This is a genomic window from Sodalis sp. C49, from assembly GCF_046352915.1.
Classification (GTDB): Bacteria; Pseudomonadota; Gammaproteobacteria; order Enterobacterales; family Enterobacteriaceae; genus Acerihabitans.
Genome location: NZ_CP163303.1, coordinates 4,965,865 through 4,985,435, shown reverse-complemented (window position 1 = coordinate 4,985,435; position 19,571 = coordinate 4,965,865). Strand labels below are relative to the sequence as shown.

The 19,571-nt window shown below is 60.9% G+C and carries 20 protein-coding genes; 13 read left to right on the top strand and 7 right to left on the bottom strand.

The window, feature by feature from the left end:
- Positions 1-152: 152 nt before the first annotated feature.
- Positions 153-1,118 carry a 2-hydroxyacid dehydrogenase gene (locus tag ABUK12_RS22515; protein WP_410013913.1) on the top strand — a complete coding sequence of 322 codons (966 nt, stop codon included), beginning with the start codon at positions 153-155 and terminating at the stop codon, positions 1,116-1,118.
- 33 nt (positions 1,119-1,151) lie between these two features.
- Here ABUK12_RS22515 and ABUK12_RS22510 read toward each other — a convergent pair whose 3' ends face one another.
- The 3 genes from ABUK12_RS22510 to ABUK12_RS22500 all read right to left on the bottom strand — a co-directional run bounded on the left by ABUK12_RS22510 (position 1,152) and on the right by ABUK12_RS22500 (position 3,315).
- A complete protein-coding gene (locus ABUK12_RS22510; protein ID WP_410013912.1) occupies positions 1,152-1,712 on the bottom strand; it encodes a DUF1003 domain-containing protein in 561 nt (186 codons plus the stop codon).
- A gap of 166 nt (positions 1,713-1,878) precedes the next feature.
- Positions 1,879-2,631: a hypothetical protein gene (locus ABUK12_RS22505; protein WP_410013911.1), complete on the bottom strand. Its 753-nt coding sequence runs from the start codon at positions 2,629-2,631 to the stop codon at positions 1,879-1,881.
- A gap of 339 nt (positions 2,632-2,970) precedes the next feature.
- Positions 2,971-3,315, bottom strand: a complete 345-nt coding sequence (locus tag ABUK12_RS22500) for an ArsR/SmtB family transcription factor (protein WP_410013910.1) — start codon at positions 3,313-3,315, stop codon at positions 2,971-2,973.
- Positions 3,316-3,444: 129 nt separating this feature from the next.
- Between ABUK12_RS22500 and ABUK12_RS22495 the strand changes: the two genes are divergently transcribed.
- From ABUK12_RS22495 to ABUK12_RS22475, 5 genes are all read left to right on the top strand, one after another.
- A complete protein-coding gene (locus tag ABUK12_RS22495; protein ID WP_410013909.1) occupies positions 3,445-4,194 on the top strand; it encodes an SDR family NAD(P)-dependent oxidoreductase in 750 nt (249 codons plus the stop codon).
- A gap of 112 nt (positions 4,195-4,306) precedes the next feature.
- On the top strand, positions 4,307-4,603 hold the full coding sequence (locus ABUK12_RS22490) for a DUF1330 domain-containing protein (RefSeq protein ID WP_410013908.1): 297 nt from the start codon (positions 4,307-4,309) through the stop codon (positions 4,601-4,603).
- Positions 4,604-4,629: 26 nt separating this feature from the next.
- Positions 4,630-5,310, top strand: coding sequence for an NAD(P)H-binding protein (locus ABUK12_RS22485; RefSeq protein WP_410013907.1), 681 nt, complete (start codon positions 4,630-4,632; stop codon positions 5,308-5,310).
- 42 nt (positions 5,311-5,352) lie between these two features.
- The gene (locus ABUK12_RS22480) at positions 5,353-6,294 is read left to right on the top strand and encodes an AEC family transporter (protein ID WP_410013906.1); all 942 of its coding nucleotides are present in this window, start codon (positions 5,353-5,355) and stop codon (positions 6,292-6,294) included.
- Between the two features lie 17 nt (positions 6,295-6,311).
- The gene (locus ABUK12_RS22475; RefSeq protein WP_410013905.1) at positions 6,312-7,040 is read left to right on the top strand and encodes an SDR family oxidoreductase; all 729 of its coding nucleotides are present in this window, start codon (positions 6,312-6,314) and stop codon (positions 7,038-7,040) included.
- On the opposite strand, the gene ABUK12_RS22470 is transcribed toward ABUK12_RS22475, so the two are convergent.
- A complete protein-coding gene (locus tag ABUK12_RS22470) occupies positions 7,035-8,048 on the bottom strand; it encodes an AMP-binding protein (protein ID WP_410013904.1) in 1,014 nt (337 codons plus the stop codon). The genes ABUK12_RS22475 and ABUK12_RS22470 overlap by 6 nt on opposite strands.
- A 342-nt stretch (positions 8,049-8,390) precedes the next feature.
- Between ABUK12_RS22470 and metQ the strand changes: the two genes are divergently transcribed.
- A complete protein-coding gene (gene metQ, locus ABUK12_RS22465) occupies positions 8,391-9,206 on the top strand; it encodes a methionine ABC transporter substrate-binding lipoprotein MetQ (RefSeq protein WP_410013903.1) in 816 nt (271 codons plus the stop codon).
- Positions 9,207-9,244: 38 nt separating this feature from the next.
- Here metQ and ABUK12_RS22460 read toward each other — a convergent pair whose 3' ends face one another.
- Genes ABUK12_RS22460 through ABUK12_RS22450 form a run of 3 tightly spaced genes read right to left on the bottom strand, consistent with a single transcriptional unit; the run spans position 9,245 to position 11,770 of the window.
- A complete protein-coding gene (locus ABUK12_RS22460; protein WP_410013902.1) occupies positions 9,245-10,063 on the bottom strand; it encodes a MetQ/NlpA family ABC transporter substrate-binding protein in 819 nt (272 codons plus the stop codon).
- Positions 10,064-10,083: 20 nt separating this feature from the next.
- The gene (locus ABUK12_RS22455; protein ID WP_410013901.1) at positions 10,084-10,752 is read right to left on the bottom strand and encodes a methionine ABC transporter permease; all 669 of its coding nucleotides are present in this window, start codon (positions 10,750-10,752) and stop codon (positions 10,084-10,086) included.
- Complete coding sequence (locus tag ABUK12_RS22450; RefSeq protein ID WP_410013900.1) at positions 10,745-11,770, bottom strand: methionine ABC transporter ATP-binding protein; 1,026 nt, start codon at positions 11,768-11,770, stop codon at positions 10,745-10,747. Before ABUK12_RS22450 ends, ABUK12_RS22455 begins: the two co-directional genes overlap by 8 nt.
- Positions 11,771-12,127: 357 nt before the next feature.
- Between ABUK12_RS22450 and ABUK12_RS22445 the strand changes: the two genes are divergently transcribed.
- From ABUK12_RS22445 to ABUK12_RS22420, 6 genes are read left to right on the top strand one after another with little or no spacing between them, the layout of a single operon-like run.
- Complete coding sequence (locus ABUK12_RS22445) at positions 12,128-13,807, top strand: TIGR04028 family ABC transporter substrate-binding protein (RefSeq protein ID WP_410013899.1); 1,680 nt, start codon at positions 12,128-12,130, stop codon at positions 13,805-13,807.
- A 35-nt stretch (positions 13,808-13,842) separates the two neighbouring features.
- A complete protein-coding gene (locus tag ABUK12_RS22440) occupies positions 13,843-14,787 on the top strand; it encodes an ABC transporter permease (protein WP_410013898.1) in 945 nt (314 codons plus the stop codon).
- Positions 14,784-15,674, top strand: a complete 891-nt coding sequence (locus ABUK12_RS22435) for an ABC transporter permease (protein WP_410013897.1) — start codon at positions 14,784-14,786, stop codon at positions 15,672-15,674. The genes ABUK12_RS22440 and ABUK12_RS22435 overlap by 4 nt, the downstream gene beginning before the upstream one ends.
- Positions 15,674-17,374, top strand: a complete 1,701-nt coding sequence (locus ABUK12_RS22430; RefSeq protein WP_410013896.1) for a dipeptide ABC transporter ATP-binding protein — start codon at positions 15,674-15,676, stop codon at positions 17,372-17,374. Before ABUK12_RS22435 ends, ABUK12_RS22430 begins: the two co-directional genes overlap by 1 nt.
- A gap of 11 nt (positions 17,375-17,385) precedes the next feature.
- Positions 17,386-18,450: a putative FMN-dependent luciferase-like monooxygenase gene (locus ABUK12_RS22425; RefSeq protein ID WP_410016743.1), complete on the top strand. Its 1,065-nt coding sequence runs from the start codon at positions 17,386-17,388 to the stop codon at positions 18,448-18,450.
- The gene (locus ABUK12_RS22420; RefSeq protein ID WP_410013895.1) at positions 18,447-19,556 is read left to right on the top strand and encodes an alkylhydroperoxidase domain protein; all 1,110 of its coding nucleotides are present in this window, start codon (positions 18,447-18,449) and stop codon (positions 19,554-19,556) included. The genes ABUK12_RS22425 and ABUK12_RS22420 overlap by 4 nt, the downstream gene beginning before the upstream one ends.
- Positions 19,557-19,571: the final 15 nt, after the last annotated feature.

The following is a 19,571-nucleotide window of genomic DNA, read 5'->3' as shown; positions in this document are numbered from 1 at the left end:
GCGGGTTGCCGGGCGCCGGGCGCGGGTTCCAGCCGGCCTGGCGCCCGGCGGCGATTGGCCCGCCGCCGCGCCTGCGCTAGAATAACCCTCGTCCGCGGCATGCCCGCGCGGGGTCCTGCACCGCCGGACCGGAGATAAGCGACGAGGTAACCATGTCTGATAAACCGGTGCTATTTATGGCCTGCCCGCTATTTACGCAGGCCCATACCTTATTAAGCGCGCATTTCACCCTGCGCCATACCACGGAAAGCACGCTGGCAGGCACCCTGGCGTCGCTGTCCGCCATGACCGACGTGCAGGCGTTATTGGTTTCCCTGGCCATGCCGCTGGACAGCCAGGCCATCGAACAATTGCCGCGCTCCATCAAGGCTATCTGCACCTATTCGGTGGGGACCAACCATATCGATTTGGCGGCAGCCAAGGCGCGCGGCATCAAGGTGTTGTTTACGCCGGATGTGCTGAGCGAATCCTGCGCCGACACCGCCCTGCTGCTGATGTTGGGCGCGGGCCGCCGCGCGCTGGAAGGGCTGCGTCTGTTAAAAGGCGGTGATTGGCCGGGCTGGGCGCCGGACCAGCTGTTGGGCAAGGATGTCTGGAACCAGCGCCTGGGGATCTTCGGCATGGGCCGCATCGGCCAGGCCATTGCCCGGCGCGCGCGCGGTTTTGATATGGAAATTCATTACCATAACCGGCACCGGTTGCCGCCCGCGGCCGAACAACACGCCGTGTATCACGATTCCCTCGCCGACCTCGCCGCGCACAGTGATTACTTTTGCATAGCCTGTCCGCCCGCCCCGGAAACCCGGGGCGTGGTGGATGCCCCCTTGCTGGCGCAGCTGCCCAAGGGCGCGGTGGTGGTGAATATTTCGCGCGGCGACATTATCAACGATAACGCGCTGATCGCCGCGCTCAACGCGGGCCACGTGGCCGCCGCCGGGCTGGACGTTTTCGCCGGCGAGCCCGATATCCATCCCGCCTACCGGCAGATGGACAACGTATTCGGCCTGCCGCATCTGGGCAGCGCCACGCTTGCCACGCGCCTGCGCATGGCGTCGCTGCTGCGCGACGGACTGGTGGGTATTCTGGCGGGCAGGATGCCGGCCAATGCGGCCAACTGATCGCAGCCGTCGTTAACCACGGGCGGCGATCCGTCACCCCTGGGGTGTTGGCGCATCCAGCAACAGTTTTTTGTGCAATTCCGCGGCCAGCATCTCAATGCGCTCGCTCAGGTTTTTGGTCAGAGTGGTCAGCTCGGTATTTTGCTGCAGCAGCACCATGATTTGCGCCGAGGTTTGCGCCGCCCGCTCCTGGCGTTCGGCATTGGCGACGGCCAGCGCCTCGCGATGCTGGGCATCCGCGTCGGCATGCGCCTTGTCCCGCTCCGCCTGGCGCGTCTGGGCCAACAGGATCAGCGGCGCGGCATAGGCCGACTGCAGACTGAACGCCAGATTAAGCAGGATAAACGGATAGATATCGAATTTGGCGAAACCAAAGGTATTGATGCATACCCAGGCGATAACGATCAGCGTCTGCGCCCCTAAAAACATCGGCGTGCCGAAGAATCGGGCGAAACCTTCCGCCTTACGCGCAAACCAGCCGTTGCCGAACGGCGCGGACAAATGGGCGTGACGGCGGTGGAAACGCAGATGATCAATCTTTGCGGGCGCGGCGTCCGCGGCGTCGGGCGTGGCGGCTGAAGTCGGTTTTTCCATGGTTTTTCTCATCCGGGGCAATGATGTTTATCTTGCTGATAATACCGGTTATGCCAAAGGCCGAGCTCGGCCGTTGACGCATGCGCCCATTATAGTTGCCGGCGCGCGGAAACCGGCACATATAATATGTAACCGGGCGATCGCCCGGTTTCCCCATGACCTACCCTCACATCCGCAGGATCGGCGTGGTGTCGGCGTAAGCGCTGGGCACGATTCGGATACTCACGTGATCATGCAATTGCCGCTGGCAATAGCGATAGGCGGAATACGTCAGCGGCCAATACGGCTCATCCTGACGGCCTTCAATTTTCATGGCGGTTTGGTGCCGGAAATTCACATCGAAATTAACCATAATCTTATAATAATTGCTCCACTCCAGCCCCAGCTTGATGATACGTCTTAATAGCATCGTTTTTATCGCCCCCGCCAGATGAGGCCTGTTTTTATCGCCGCGCCTGCGCAAGGCTTTAAAACCCGCCACATCGCCCCGCCGTATAAATTTTCTCGCCAGCGCTCTGGTATCCCGCCATAACCCGTCATCAAAGCGCGGCCTGGAAGGGCTGTTTTTAAGCAATATGTTTTTTGCGCACTCGCAATTCCTCCCTAAGATCCGGCATTTTTCTATTTTCTCAAGCAACCGAGATTTTACGGATATAAAATCATAATTATCCCGTAAAAAGTCACGCCATGACATCAGCAACATTTTGGCGGTCGCGCCGTCGATACCCGTTAATACGGTAAAACGCCTCACCCTGCGGCGGCTAATGGCAACCCCCAGGCGTAGTTGCCTGATTTTACGATAATCCAGTTGCTCGGTAGTGATACCCAGCGCCTGGTTAAGCTGATCAAGGGTAAATTGAGTCACGCCGTCCCCGCTGTCAAGATTACGGACATTAGCAAAACCATAGACTAAAGCCACCCGTCTATTCATCGGGCGTTGATTTGTGATCACAGGGACGAATACGCTATTATCATTGGCGGCGAAAACGATATTATTTAATTTTTTATTGCAAGCGCCCTTATGATTTGCATTCATTCCAGTGATGTCATCAGTCGGAATTTTATTTAATAAGCACGCGATACTTGACGGTATAAAATTCACCATAAAACTCCTTCGTATTTAATAATATTTATCTATAACGATAACATAAATATCCATTACCCGGATTTACTAGCGCGGACGTGCCGGCGAGAAGAGTTACGATTGTATATTACTTATATTATCGGCGGGATATATTCATATACTGCAATAAAATTATTAAACAGAAGTCGTATTGTCGCGCTCTCTGGCGCACTGCGCGGCGTAGGACGTGAGGATGGCCTGGATCAGGGGGCCGAAGCGTTCCTGCAGATCGTCAAGCCGGGACGTATTGCGCACTTCCACCCCTTTGCGTTCACTGCGGATCAGGCCGGCTTCCCGTAATATCTTGAAGTGCTGGGACAAGGTGGATTTCGGCACGGCGCGATCGCTGAACGCAAGAAACGCCGAACAGGGCCGGGCGCACCCGGCCCGGGCGATCTCGGCGAAGATATGAACGCGCAGGGGATCGGACAGGGCATGCAAAATCCCCTCTACGGTAATGTCTTCAGGCGCGGGGTGCATTATCGGTCTCATAAAAAATTTATAGCAGATTGTTGACAAGGTGTCCAATAGTTCATACTTTACGAACTAAGCTAGTTCATAAATTCCGAACTAACGTACTTTATCCTATCCACCCTCCGGAGTCTGCTTATGAGTCAGTTGCAAGGTAAAGTCGCCGTCGTCACCGGCGCATCCAAGGGCATTGGCGCCGCTATCGCCAAAAGCTTTGCCGCCGCCGGCGCGTCGGTTGTGGTTAATTATGCCGCCAGCCGCGAGGATGCGGATAAAGTGGTCGCCGGGATCGTCGCCGACGGCGGCAAGGCGATTGCCGTACAGGGCGACGTGGGCAACGCGGCGGATGTCGAGCGCGTGTTCAGCGCCGCCAGGGACGCCTACGGCGCGCTGGACGTGCTGGTAAACAACGCCGGGGTCTTCGCCTTCGGACCGCTTGAAGAGGTGACCGAGGCGGAGTTCCACCGCCAGTTTAATATCAATGTGCTCGGCACTATCCTGTCGACGCGGGAAGCGCTAAAGTATTTTAATCCCCAGGGCGGCAGTGTTATCAACATTACCTCGGCGATCAGCACCCACCCCACCCCCGGCTCGGCTATTTATGCCGCGACCAAAGGGGCGATTGATACCCTGACGGTCGGCCTGTCGCGGGAACTGGGCGCACGCGGCATCCGGGTCAATGCCATCGCGCCGGGCGGCGTGGCAACCGAAGGCGCCGCCCGGTTAGGCATAGTGGGCAGCGACTTTGAAAAAGAATTAATTGCGCAGACGCCGCTGGGCCGGTTCGGCCTGCCGGGGGATATTGCCGCCGTCGCGCTGTTCCTGGTGTCTGACGCCGCCGCCTGGCTGACCGGCGAACGCATCAGTGCCTCCGGCGGCTGGCGCTGACGGCCGGCGAACACCTTACCGATAAGCCCGGCCCGGACGCCTGTCCGGCCGGGATACCCCTTTATCCGGCGGCGGCGGCGACGCCCCTGCCCCTCACACCCCGGGAGCGACTATGCCGGCCTATTTTGTTGCGGTACGTGAAGCGGTAAATGATCCAGAGCAAATGAAAATCTACGGCGAGAAGGCGGGGAAAAGCACCGCTATCCATCAGCCCGTTCCCCTGGCGCTGTACGGGCGTTTGCGCCATACCGACGGCGGCGCGGTGGAAGGCGCGGTGATCCTGGAATTTCCCACCTTCGAGGCGGCCGAAGCCTGGTATGATAGTCCCGAGTACCAGGAGGCGGTGGCGCACCGGTTTCGCGGCGCGACCTACCGGACGTTTATCATCCAGGGCGTGGAAGGCGAATAACGCGCCCGCGCCCGCGGAGAGAAGCCATGAAAGTGATGATCTGGGGCGCCACCGGCATGGTGGGCCAGGGCGTACTGCGGGAATGCCTGCTGGCTGAAGACGTGACGGCGGTCGTCGCCGTGGGGCGCTCGGCGCCGCGCGTGGAACATCCCAAACTGCAAACCCTGATCCACACCGAGCTGCTGCAGTATGACGCGATTGCGCACCGGCTCGGCGGTATCGACGCCGGGTTTTTTTGCCTGGGGGTCAGCTCGGTGGGCATGGACGAACAACGCTACGCGACCATTACCCATGATATGACCCTTGCCGCCGCGCAGGCGCTGGCGCGGATAAGCCCGGCGGCGACCTTTGTCTATCTCTCGGGCGCGGGGGCCGACAGTGCGGAAAAAAGCCGCACCATGTGGCAGCGGGTACGCGGCGGCACCGAAAACGCCCTGCAACGCCTGCCGCTGAAAGCGGTCTATATTGTTCGCCCCGGCATCATCCTGCCTAAACACGGCGCGCGGTCGAAAACGCCGCTCTACCGCGTGCTTTACCTGCTGCTGACGCCGGTGATGTCTTTGTTTAGGCCTTTGTTTCCCCGCCGTATCCTGACCACGCAAACCCTTGGCCTGGCCATGCTTAACCTTGCCCGGCGCGGTTTCTCCCGTCCGGTGCTGGAAACCGGGGATATATACGCTGTTTCCCATACGGCAAAAACAAAATAGCGTCCGGTCATAAAACGGTGTAATGGCTATAGCCGGTAATGTATGATGAATACATTATGTCGCCTGGGCCATGATATGCTTGACGTCCTCATTAAAGCCTTCTCGTTCTTTTTTATTATCGTGGTCGGTTATCTGTTAAAAAAATACGGCGTGCTGCAGCGATCCGATAGCATCGCCTTATCGAAAATAATGATGAACCTCACGCTGCCCGCGGCGGTCATTACCGGCTTTGCCAGCTTTGAAGTGGACCCTTCCCTGCTGGTTCTGGTGCTGATTGGATTTCTCTGTAATATCCTGCTGCTGGCGGCGGGCTATCTTCTTGCCCGCAAACGCGACAATGACACCAAAGTATTTTATATGATCAATTCGCCCGGCTACAATATCGGGTGTTTTACCCTGCCTTACGTGCAAAGCTTCCTCGGTCCGGTGGGCATCGTCGCCACCTGCCTGTTTGACGCGGGTAATTCGGTTATCTGCACCGGCGGCAGTTATGTCGCCGCGTCCAATGTCATCGGTATTAATACCGGCCTGAAAAACACCTTCAAGCGCTTATTTTCCTCTATTCCGTTCGACGTCTATATGCTATTGCTGGTGGCGGCCCTGTGCGGCTACCATCTGCCAAGCCAGGTCACCATACTGACGTCTATCGTCGGCAACGCCAATCCTTTTATCGCCATGCTGATAATCGGCATGATGCTTGAAATCAATATTGACCGGTCGCAGCTGAAAAACGTCTCTAAGGTGCTGGCGCTGCGTTATGGCGCCGGCGCCCTCCTGGCCGCGCTGTTTTATTATGGCACCCCGCTGCCGCTTGAAATCCGCCAGGTGCTGGCGGTGGCGGTATTTGCCCCGGTATCCGCGCTGTCGCCGATGTTTACCGCCCGGTGCAGTTCCCTGGGCTCGGTATCCAGTTTTACCGGTTCCCTGTCGATATTTATCAGCATTATCATCATCACCACCCTGCTGACGCTGATGCAGGGATAAACGCGGAGGAAGACATTATGCAGATAGAAGGCAGTATCGCACTGGTGACCGGCGCGAACCGCGGGCTTGGCAAGGCCTATGCCGAGGCGCTGCTCAACGCGGGCGCGGCCAAGGTTTACGCGGCGGCGCGCAATCCGGCCGCCATTACCGATCCGCGTCTCACGCCGGTGAAGCTGGACGTGACCTCGCCGGCCGATGTTGCCGCGGCGGCGCTTGCGTGCGCGGATGTGACCCTCCTGGTCAACAACGCCGGCATCCTGCGGCAAAGCCCGATACTGGCCCCGGGTTCCGGCGACGCCATGCGCCGGGAAATGGAAGTGAATGTCTTCGGGCTGCTGGCGATGATGACCGCCTTTGCGCCGGTGCTGGCGCAAAACGGCGGCGGCGCCCTGGTCAATATGCTTTCCGTGGTGAGCTGGTTCACCTCGCCGTTTAACGCCACCTACGGCGCGTCGAAACATGCGGCGCTGTCGGTCACGGATGCGGCGCGCATCCAGCTGCGGGCGCAAGGAACGCGCGTTATCGGCGTCTATGCCGGCTTTATCGATACCGATATGACCGCGGGCATCGACGCCGCCAAGGTATCGCCCGCGCAGGTGGCGGAACAAACCCTGGAGGGCATCCGCCACGATCGGGAGCATGTGCTGGCCGATAAGCGCGCCCGGGATGTGTGGGATAGCCTCAGGCGTGATCCCGCGGCGATGGAGGCACAAATGCAGCAGCTGTGGGATCAGCGTTCGTTATGATGGCCGTGCGCGATGCGCCGCCGCCCCGGCGAAGGGGATCTCGTGATATAAGGAGCGCGCCGCGTTGCCGGCAGCCGGCCGGCCGTTTAATACATGGCGCGGCGCCCCGTGCTGCATGACCCGGGTAAGGCTGGCGTCATCCAGGCCGTCGCCTTCCACCAGCAGGTACTGCAAGCCGCGAAAGGCATCCGGATACCTGCGCGCCATCTGGTTAAACAAGGCGGCGGAAATAAACAGGATACTGATGGCGAACTGCGCCAGCGCCGCCGTTAAGCGGGAAGCATCGCGCACGATATTCTGCGGCAGCACCACCGCCGCCGCGCCGTTAAGCAACGCCCCCCAGACCTCGAGCTGATAGGCACAACCGGTAGCAGCGGCGATGCAGCCTACCCGATCGTCGGGATTAACCCGCACGTGCCGGCGATTGATGACCTGGCCGACAAGGCCGTGCGCGTCCAGCTCACGGCTGGCGGGCCGCCCGGTTTGCGCCGTCACCAGCAGGTGGGTGCGCTGCGGCAGGGACGTGGGCTGCGGCATAAAATCGCTATCGTTACCGTCGCCCACCGCGATATCCTCAAGAATGATCAAACGGGTGTCCAGCGCCCGCTCCCGGCAAGGCGCATCGGTCAGGGTAAAAAGCACCCGCCACTGGCGCAGCATGGCGGCCAGCCGTTCGTCCGGCAGCGACACGTCCAGCGGCACCACGCTGCCGCCGGCCAGGATAACGGCCGCCTGGGCGGTGATGTGCTCGATGCCCGGCGCCAATAATACCCCCACCGGCGTTTCATGTCCTACCCCCAGCCGGCGCAGATGCGCGGCCAGAGAGCGCGCATCGCGGGCCAGTTCGCCATAGCTCAGGATGCGGTCCAGCGTAATAATCGCCGGTTTGCTTTTGTTCAGCACGGTCTGGCGCAAAAAGCGCTCGCTTAACACACCGTCCGGCGCCGGGGCGCCGGCAAGGCGCTGGGGGTAAAAACGAACGGCGGAATGAACCGGTAACTGAACCATGGGGGCACCTGAGCGCGGGGAGTCGTGTTAACATTATGGGCCAAATACTGTTGCAGTTTTATTAATTAAAGTAAAAATTATAGTTCTGTGAGTATTATCTCACTTAACGTCAGGAAAAATAGTTACTTATTGATTATATACGATTTTCTTATTTCTTAATCGACAATAATGCTCAGAACAATTCATCATTTATTAATGCACTTTCAGCAATATATTACCCCTGTCATTTGCTGTAACCTTTAATAAAAGCGCATGCCCCAGGGCTGACCGCCGGATTTGCCCACACCTTCAACCCAGCCGGATAATTCTCCGGCCATTGACCTATTCTGGAGTCGCGGTAACATGACACTCACCTATAAAACCATCGCCCTTGCCGGCATGATGGCCATCCCTCTATTGTTAAGCGCATGCGATAATGCGGATAAAAACCCCGGCCATATCAAGGTAGGCATCAGCGCGGGCATCGACCAGCCGCTGTGGGACGCGGTAAAAAAAGTGGCGAAGGATAAGTACAACCTGGACGTGGAGGTGGTGACATTCACCGATTATGTGCTGCCGAACGAAGCGTTGAACACCAAGGATATCGACGCCAATGCCTTCCAGCACGGCCCTTACCTGGATCAGCAAATCAAGGAGCGCGGCTATAAGCTGGCGGCGGTCGGCAAAACGTTTGTCTACCCCATCGCCGGCTATTCGCGCAAAATCCACGCCATCGGCCAGTTGCCGGACGGCGCGCAAATTGCCATCCCCAACGATCCGACCAATTTGGGACGATCGCTGCTGCTGCTGCAGAAAAACGGGCTGATCACACTCAGGGAAGGCACCGGACTGCTGCCGACCTCGCTTGATATTACCGCCAACCCGAAGCACCTGAAAATTGTCGAAATCGAGGCGGCGCAGCTGCCGCGCACGCTTGACGACGGCAAGGTCGACGCGGCCATCATCAATACCAACTATTCCACGCAAATCGGCCTGTCCCCCCATAAGGACGGACTGTTCATTGAAGATAAGGATTCTCCCTACGTCAACCTGATCGTGGCCCGGGAAGACAATAAGGATAGCGATAAGATAAAAAACCTGGTGAAAGCGTATCAAACCGATGAAGTGGCCGCGGCGGCGGATAAAATCTATCACGGCGACGCGGTAAAGGGCTGGTAACGCCACAGGGCCGGTTTACCGGCCCTGTACACGTGTTATTAATTATTAACCGGGATTACCGCGCCTTTATATTTTTCGCGGATCCAATCCTGAATGGCCTTGGAATGCAGTACCTTGACCAGGGCTTTTATATCCGGCTTATTTTCATCGCCGCGATGGACGGTGATAATATTGGCATAGGGGTTATTTTCGCCGCTTTCCACCGCGATGGGATCTTTAACCGGGTTAAGCCCGGCGTCGATGGCGTAGTTGGCGTTGATGACCACCGCGTCGCCCTCGTTATTGTTATACATCTGCGGCAACAGGGATCCTTCGATATTCGGCAGAAACTGGAGATGCTTCGGATTGTCGGTGATATCGGTAATGCGCGCGTCCACCTTGCTGACGCCGGGTTTCAGTTTAATCACGCCCTCGCGTTCAAAAATCGACAGGATGCGGCCTTCTTCCGCCACCGAATCGCGCATGATCACCTTGCCGTTTTGCGGCAGCGCCTTCAGGCTTTTATATTTCTTCGAGTAAATGCCGATGGGCTCGATATGGATGGCCCCCGCGCTGACGAAATCATAGGTCTTGTCGCCGGCGTGATCCTTGAGCACGCTGTTCAGGTACGGCACATGCTGGAAGTAGTTGGCGTCGATATCGCCGCTCGCCAGCGCGGTGTTGGGCAGGATGTAGTCCTGGAAGGGTTTGATTTCAAGGTCGATGCCCTGTTTGGCCAGGATGGGTTTGGCCTGCTCAAGGATCTCGGCGTGCGGCACGTTGGAAGCGCCGACGGTGAGGGTATCCGCCCGGGCCTGAGCCGACAGGCTAAGGACGGTCAGGGTGGCGGCGGCTATAAGTGTCAGGCTTTTTTTCATAATGTGGTATCCCGGTCTGTTTAACGTTTATCAAGCAGTGAGGTAATGACGTCGCCAAGCAGCTGGATAACAAACACGATGATAAGAATCATCACGGTCGCCACCAGCGTGACATCGTTATGGTTGCGTTGGAATCCTTCCAGATAGGCCAGGTTGCCCAGCCCGCCGGCGCCGATCACCCCGGCCATGGCGCTGTAGCTGACCAGCGCTATCAGGGTGACGGTGATGCCCGACACCAGGGCGGGCGAGGACTCCGGCAATAACACGCGCAAGATCAGGGTGGCGGGGCGCGCGCCCATGGCGCGGGACGCCTCGATCACGCCTTTATCCACTTCGCGCAGTCCGATCTCCACCAGGCGGGCGTAAAACGGCGCGGCGCCGACGATCAGGGCCGGCAGCGCCGCGTTGGCGCCCAGGATGGTGCCGATCAGGATTTTGGTAAACGGGATCAGCAGCACGATTAATATAATGAAGGGAATGGAACGGAACACATTCACCAGCACCGAGATCGCGCCATACACAATGCGATGGGCAAACAGGCCGCCGCGGGCGGTGAGGAACAGCGCCAGCCCAAGGGCGATGCCCAGGGCAAAGGTCGCCAGGCCGGCCAATGCGGTCATATAGAGCGTATCCGCGGTTGCCGCCCAAAGCTGGTCAATGCGCAGATGGGGAAACAGGGACTCAAGCATGTTTTACCACCTCGGTGGCGATGCCGTGGCGGGCCAAATCGGCCAGGATAGCGGCCAGCAGCGCCTCATCGGCCGCCACATGCAGCCACAGCTCGCCGAACACGCCGTTGGCGGTATGCGTCATCTTGCCGTGCAGGATATTAAACGGCAGCTGATAACGCAGCGTCAGCTCCGCCACCACCGGCTGATGGGTGCTCAGACCGACAAAGGTCAGCTTTAGGATGGCGCCGGGCAGGTTTTGCACCAGCAGCGGGTTAAAGCCCTGTTCAATCTCCTGATACTGGCTGACCTGCCTGACAAATTGCCGGGTGATCTCCTGCCGGGGATGGGTAAACACTTCTAGCACCTCCCCTTCCTCCACCACGCGCCCCGCCTCCATCACCGCCACCCGCCCGCAGATTTTGCGCACGACATGCATCTCATGGGTAATCAATACGATGGTGAGAGTAAGCTTGCGGTTAATGTCGAGCAGCAAATCCAGAATGCTGTCGGTGGTCTGCGGATCCAGCGCCGAAGTGGCCTCGTCGCACAGCAGCACCTCGGGGTTGTTGGCCAGCGCCCGGGCGATGCCCACCCGTTGTTTTTGCCCGCCGCTGAGCTGCGAGGGATAGGCGTTTTCCCGGCCCTCTAGCCCCACCAGCGCCACCAGTTCCGCCACCCGCGCGGTGATGGCGGCTTTGGACGCGCCGGCTATCTGCATGGAAAAAGCGATATTGTCCCTGACCGTGCGCGACCACAGCAGGTTAAAATGCTGGAAAATCATGCTGATTTTCAGCCGCGCCTGGCGCAGCTGTTCACCGCCGGCGCGGGCGATATCCTGGCCGGCCACCCATACCTCGCCGGCGCTGGGTTTTTCCAGCCCGTTCAGCAGGCGCACCAGCGTGCTTTTGCCCGCGCCGCTGTAGCCGACAATACCGTAAATCTGGCCGCGCCCTACGCGCAGACTGACATTATCCACCGCCACGATCGGCGTTTTATCACCGTCGAATATCTTGCTCACGTTCGTCAGCACGATCATAACCCGTCGATCCTTATTACCCCTGCCGGGACTGCGTTAAGCTGATGATTAATTTCACTGATTATTTTTTAATCATTATTTGAGATGCTAATAATGTTCGGGATAGTAGGGGAAGCTTCGTCGCGGCAGAAGAAACAATAAAATATGAGATATATTTTATTCTTCTATCTATTTGGCGAACGCCGGTTTATAACGCGTTTATTAAAGGCCAGGGATCGCTTAGCTGTATTTATTATAAAGTTAGCCAGGATTGTTATTTGGTTATGCTTTTTCCGGCAATGGATATTTGAATATATCTGTTCTGCTGGCGCGGTATTTACCCGATATTGGCTCCCATGTTTCGCCTGAGGGTTCGTCATGCAGAAAAAAAACCGTTCCAACAACAAGCATCCTGGTTTTAATGGCTTCAAACATTTGCGCGTCACGGGCCTGACGCTGGCGCTGCTCAGCCTCGCCGCCGCGGCGGCCGCAGAGACAACCAGCGCCGCCACCCCGGTACAGGGCGGCACGCTGATTTATCTGGAGCAGCAGGCGCACACCAATCTTTACCCGCCGGCCGGCGGTTTTTATCCCAACGGCGGCATTTTGAACCAGATTACCGATAAGCTGACCTATCAAAATCCGCAAACGCTGGCCATTGAGCCCTGGATCGCCGAATCCTGGACCACCAACGACGATAAAACGCAGTACACCTTTAAAATCCGCCCCGGCGTCACCTTCTCGGACGGCACGCCTCTTGACGCCAACGCGGTAGCGAAAAACTTCGATACCTTTGGCCTGGGCAATAAAGAACATCACTTGCCGGTGTCGGAAGTTATCAACAACTACGATCACAGCGAAGTGATTGACCCGCTGACGGTGAAATTCATCTTTAAAAAATCATCGCCCGGTTTCCTGCAGGGCACCGCCACCATCGGATCGGGGCTGGTATCGCTCGGCACGCTGGCGCAAAACTTCGATGCCCTGGGCGACGCCCGCCATATCATCGGCTCCGGGCCGTTTGTGGTCAGCGGGGAAACCCTGGGCCGCGAGGTGGATCTGGCCGCGCGGCCGGATTACCGCTGGGGACCGAAAAATCTGGCGCAGCAGGGGCGGGCCAATCTTGACGGCATCAAATACCTGATAACGCCGGAAGACAGCGTGCGCATCGGCGCGCTGCTGGCCGGCCAGGCGGATTTCATCCGCCAGGTCCAGGCCTACGACGAGAAACAGGTCGCCGAACAGCAGTTTAACCTGTACGCCGCGCCGACGCGCGGCGTCAACGACGGCATTTCCTTCCGGCCGGATAACCCCCTGGTGGCCGATGTGCGGGTCCGCCAGGCTCTGCTGCGCGCCACCAACAGCAAACAGATCGTCGAAACCCTGTTTTCGCCGCACTATCCCCAGGCGACGTCGGTGATAGCCGCCACGGCGGCCGGCTACGTTAACCTGGCGGACCAACTGGCCTTTGACCCGCAGCAGGCGAAAAAACTGCTTGATGAGGCCGGCTGGGCGCCGGGCGCGGACGGCGTGCGCCAGAAAGATGGCCGGCCGCTGGCGCTGACCATCTATGAATCGCCGCCGCAGCCGCAAAATAAAGAAGTCCTGCAACTGGTGGCGCAGCAGTGGAAACAGGTGGGGGCGCGGCTGAATATCCTGGCCGGCGATGCCGGCAGCAAGACGGCGGACAGTCTGGACCCGCTGAAAACCCCGGTCAACGTGGTGGAAGTCGGCCGCGCCGATCCGGATGTGATTAAAAGCGAGTTTTACCCCACCAACCGTGACGCCCTGCTGCAAAAAGGCGGTCTGAGCAGCAAGGTGAACACCTTTAGCGACGATAAGCTTAACGCGCTGCTGGTGGCCATCTCAGCGGAAGTGGACGGGCAAAAACGGCTGCGTCTGGCGGGCGATGCCCAACGTTATCTGCTCGAACAGGCCTATGTTATCCCGATTTTTGAAGAGCCGCAGGTCTTTGCCGGCGCGCCCTATCTGAAAGGCGTCAGCTTCGAGGCGGTGGGACGCCCGTCGTTTTACGGCGCTTGGCTGGAAAAACACTAAACCGCGCCGGCGGCCCTAACGCCCAGGAGGCCAGAATGAACCGTTATTTTTCCGCACGTATCGGACAGGCGCTGCTGGTGCTTTGGGCGGCCTTCACCGTTTCTTTTATCTTATTGCAGGTGCTGCCGGGGGATGCCGTCCTGATAAAATTCCAGGATCCGGATATGGGCCTGAGCGCGGCGCAAATCGCGGATATGCGCGCCGCGTACGGCGCCGATGTGTCCTTATGGCAACAGTATCTGCACGCGGCGGGCAATGTGCTGCGCGGCGATCTGGGGTACTCGGTGCAGGCCGGCGTGCCGGTAACGCAACTGCTGGCCGCCAATCTGCCCCCCACGCTGCGCCTGGCGACCGCCGGTTTCCTGGTGGCGGCGACCCTGGCGCTCGGCATAGCGTTTCTGTCGAGCCTGACGACGTTCCCCTGGCTGCGATCGCTGCTGCACGCCCTGCCCTCGTTGTTTATCTCCGTGCCCACTTTTTGGCTGGGCATCGCCCTGATCCAGCTGTTTTCCTTCCGGCTCAGGCTTATCCCGGTCGTCAATCCCGGCGAGTGGCAGGGGCTGATCCTGCCGGTTATCACCCTGGCTCTGCCGATTGCCGCCCCGCTGGCGCAGATCCTTTCCCGCAACATCGACGAGGTGCAAACACTGCCCTTCGTGGCGGTGGCGCGGGCCAAGGGCGGCAGCCGCGGCGGCGTGCTGTGGCGCCATGTGGCGCGCAACGCCGCCCTGCCGGCCCTGACCATGGCCGGCCTATTGCTGGGCGAACTGATTGCCGGCGCCCTGATAACCGAAACGGTATTCGGCCGCGGCGGCCTGGGCCAGCTTACCCTGCAGGCGGTCAATAACCAGGATGTGGCGGTGTTGCAGGCGCTGGTGCTGATTTCCAGCGCGGCCTTTGTCGCCATTAACCTGGCGGTGGATTTAGTTTATCCGCTGCTCGATCCCCGGGTGAACACCAAGACGGAGGCCGCGCCATGAGCAGCTTGCCCTTAAATACCCCCGCGCCGGCCCCCGCCGCGCCGCCGCCATCGGCCGGCGCCGGCGCCCCGGCGCGCCGTGGCCGGCGGCCTTTGCCCGTAGTGCGCCCCGGCCTGCTGTTGTCCTGGCTGGTGATTGCCGTCGTGCTCTGCTGGGCGATAGCGCCGGGGCTGTTTACCTCCTATAGCGGCACCGAAGGCATAACCGGCGCCCAGCGGCTGGCGCCGGGCGCCGATCATTGGCTCGGCACCGACCAGTTGGGACGCGATCTCTATGCCCGCATCGTCTACGGCGCGGCGTTTTCGCTGTCGGGCGCCCTGGTGGCGGTGACGGTGGGACTGGTGCTGGGCACGCTGCTTGGCGTCGTGGCCGGCGCCACCGGCGGCATCGCCGAAAGCCTGATCATGCGTTTTATCGATGTCCTGCTGTCGATACCGGGGCTGCTGTTATCGTTGAGTATTATTATTCTGCTGGGTTTCGGCACCGTGCATGCCGCGATCGCCGTGGGCGTCACCTCGGTGGCGAACTTTACCCGGCTCGCCCGCTCGGAGGTGGTGCGGGTGCGCCACAGCGATTACGTCGAGGCGGCCTACGGCAGCGGCGGCACCTTTGGCGCCGTCCTGTGGCGGCATATCCTGCCCAATTCCCTGACCTCGGTTATCGCGTTTTCCGCCCTGCAGTTCGGCAGCGCCATCCTGGCTATTTCCACGCTGAGCTTCCTGGGGTACGGAACGCCGCCGCCGACGCCGGAATGGGGCCTGCTGATTGCCGAAGGACGTAACTATATTTCCACCGCCTGGTGGCTGACCACTTTCCCCGGCGTGGTGGTGGTGCTGGTGGTGCTGTCCGCCAACCGTATCAGTCAGTCTTTTGCCAGGAGCCGCTGATGAGCCTGCTGCACGCTTTACCCGGATTGGGCGGCAAGCCCGCCGCCGCGCGCGATAGCGCAGAGCCGGCGCTGGAGCTGGATGAGGTCTGCATCGCCTACGAGGCGGGGGGGCAACGTCGGCGCGTGGTGCATGACGTTTCGTTTCGCATCCGCGCCGGCGAAGTGGTGGCCCTGGTAGGCGAGTCCGGCTCGGGCAAAACCACCATCGCCCAGGCGATTATCGGCCTGCTGGCGGACAACGGCCGGCTGGAACAAGGCGGCATCCGCCTTAACGGCGTTGACATCGCCCGCTGGCCGCAGCGTCGCCTCGACGCCCTGCGCGGGGCGCGCATCAGCCTGATCCCGCAGGACCCGACCAGTTCCCTTAATCCGGTCAAGACCATCGGCAGCCAGGTGGCGGAAATCCTCGCCATCCACGGCCGTATGCCACGCAAGGCGCGCGATGCCCGGGTCATCGCGCTGTTAACCCGCGTCGGGCTGGCGCATCCCGAGCTGCGCGTTCATCAGTATCCTCACGAACTGTCCGGCGGCATGAAACAACGGGTGTTGATCGCCATCGCCATAGCGCTGCGCCCGGCGCTGATTATCGCCGACGAACCCACCAGCGCCCTGGACGTCACGGTGCAAAAACGTATCCTGGACCTGATCGATGAGCTCAGGCGCGAATTCGGCACCGCGGTGCTGCTGGTGACCCACGATCTGGCGGTGGCGGCCGAGCGCGCCGATCGCCTGCTGGTGTTCCGCCATGGGCGGATACAAGAGCAGGGGCCGGCCGCGGAGGTGCTGCGCGCGCCCAAAAACGACTATACCCGCCAGCTGTTTAACGATGCCCCGGCGCTGTCGGCGCGCGCCCGTCCCCCCCTGCCCCGGCAGGACGCCGCGCCGATGGCGATCGTGGTCGAGAATATCGGCAAAACCTTTGCGCTGGGCGGCAAGAACGCGGCGCCCCTGCGCGCGGTGGACCAGGTGTCGTTTACCGTGGCGCAGGGCACCACCCACGCGCTGGTGGGTGAATCGGGTTCGGGCAAGACCACGCTGGCGCGTATCCTGCTGGGTTTCCAGCGGCCGGACGCCGGGCGGGCGTTTGTCGACGGCACCGAGATTACCGGACTGCGGGGAGAGCCCCTGCGCCGGTTACGCCAGAAAATCCAGCTGGTCTACCAGAACCCCTTCGGTTCCCTTGATCCGTCGCAGCGTCTGTTTAACGTTATAGAAGAACCGCTGCGCAATTTCGACCCGCTGAGCACAAGCGAACGCCGCCGGCGGGTGGAGGAGATGGCCGAACGCGTCGCCCTGCCGCCGGCGCTGCTGGATCGTAAAGCGCGCGAACTGTCCGGCGGCCAGCGCCAGCGCGTGGCCATTGCCCGCGCGCTGATCCTGCGGCCGCGCATCCTGGTCCTCGACGAGGCCACCTCGGCGCTGGATGTGACGGTACAGGCGCAGATCCTGGCGCTGCTGCAGGAATTACAGCAGCAGTTGGGCCTGACGTATTTATTCATCTCCCACGATCTCGCCATCGTGCGCCAGATTTCCCATAGCGTTTCCGTGCTGTACAAAGGCCGCCAGGTGGATGCCGGCGCCGTTGGGCGCATCTTCAGCCAGCCCGGCGACGCGTACACCCGGGAATTGATCAATGCCATACCCGGCCGGCGACCTGATCATGACGTCGTACGGCTGCAACCAGGGGATACCTTATGAGCAATAGCACTATCAGCGGTAAACGATTAGGTTTTTTTACCCGGCTGCTGGATGAGGTTAATCCACGGCAACGGTATCGTCTGGCGACCGAGCAGATTGCGCATGCCGAAACCCTTGGTTTCGACACCGCCTGGGTGGCCCAACATCACTTTCATGAAGCCGAGGGCGGCCTGCCCGCGCCGCTGGTATTTCTGGCGCACGTGGCGGCGTTAACGCGCCGTATCCGCCTGGGCACCGGCGTCATCACCCTGCCGATGGAGCTGGCGCTGCGGGTGGCGGAAGATACCGCGGTGCTGGATCTCCTGGCGGACGGACGCCTGGAGATCGGCCTGGGCTCCGGCGGCACGCCGTCTTCTTTTCCGCCGTTCGGCCTGCAAAGCAGCGAGCGCGGCGCCGCTTTCGGCGCCAACCTGGCCATCCTGCTGGCGGCCTGGCGCGGGGAGGAGATCGGTGCCGGCGGCAACCGGCTGTATCCGGCCGCCCCGCACCTGGCGGGAAGGGTATGGCAGGCGACGTTTTCAGTTGACGGCGGCGCCCGCGCCGGCGCCGCCGGCGACGGCCTGATGCTCTCGCGCACCCAGCCCCGTCCCGAACATACGCCCGACATGCCGCTGGATGCCATCCAGAATCCCATTATCGACGCTTATCTGGACGCCTTGCCCGACGGCGTCGCGCCGCGCATCCTTGGTTCCCGCACCGCGTTTGCCGCCGACGACGGCGACCTGGCGCGCCGGTTGGCGGAAAAAGGGCTGCGCCGCCAGGCGGAAAACGCCCGCGCCGCCGGACAGTCCCCGCGGGGCGATCGCCTGGATGATCTTATCGCCGCCTTTGACGTCCATCTCGGCACCCCCGATCGGGTATTGGCGACGCTGCGGCAGGATACCGCCCTGGCGCGGGTGACCGATTTGGCTTTCCAGGTCCACTCCATCGACCCGCCCCATGCTGACATTTTGCGCTCGCTGGAGCTTATCGCCCAGGAGGTGGCGCCCGGACTGGGCTGGACACCCTCGGCGCAACGCAGCGCCGAGGCGCCGGATTACCGCACCCCCACATGTTCTTCACAGGAGAGGCTATGACCGATACCCTGGCAAACGAGGATATACTCGACCACCTGGCGGAGATTGCGCCGGATTCCCCCCTGGCGGCGGCGCGTATTACCCGCGACGCGGCGACCCGTCATATTCAGGGCAGTTACCAGGCGCTGTTCACCGCCGGCGACGGCATTGATTTTTCCCTGCCGGAGCGGCTGGAGGTCGCGCGGCAGGTCGCGTTATGGCATGGCGACAGCCGCCTGGCCGACTTTTATGCGCTCCGGCAGGCCGCGCCGGCCGCCGGCAGCGCCAGGCTTGAGGCGGCGCTGGTCCATGCCCAGTTGCTCAGCCATCGTCCCGCCGCCGCCGCCGCGGAACATCTGGCGGATTTGCGGCGGGCGGGGTGGTCCCTTGACGCCATCGTGACCTTGTCGCAGCTGGTCGCGTTTGTCAGTTTCCAAAGCCGTCTGCTGCGCGGCTACCGGCTGATAAACCAGCGGCCGGTGGATACGCCGTCGGATCAGGCGGCGCCGGCGGGACGCTGGCGTACCGGGGGCACCACCCGCGGCGGGCGTACCGCTCCCCTGGCGTTTACCCAGCGGGAGCTGGGCTGGGAGCCCTGGCTCGCCGCCAAAAAATTAACCGAATTCACCCCCCAGCAGCAAAGTGTGCTGGTGAACAACGGCCATGCCGACTCCGACTATTTCCGGCTGCTGGGGCGCAACCTGCCGGTGCTTGAACAGCGAACGCTGACCGACAAAGGCATTTTTTATACTTCCGGCGGCCTGGCGCGTAAAGAGCGGGAGCTGGCCGCGGCGGTGGCCAGCAAAGTCAACGGCTGCATCTATTGCGCCTCGGTACACGCCCGCAAGGCCGGGCAGCTGTCCAAGCAGCCGGACGACATACAGCGGCTGCTGGACACCCCGCCGGGTTCGGTGCTCAGCAGCGGCCAGTCGCCGCGCTGGCAGGCAATAATTGATTTCGCCGCCGCCCTGTCCGCCACCCCGGCCGTGGCGGGGGAGCAACAGCTGGCGCGGCTGCGCGAATTGGGATTAAGCGATTTGGCGCTGCTGGATCTGGTGCAGGCCACCGCGTTTTTCGCCTGGGCCAACCGGCTGATGCTGACGCTGGGGGAACCCTTCGACGAATAACCGCGGTAAGCACAA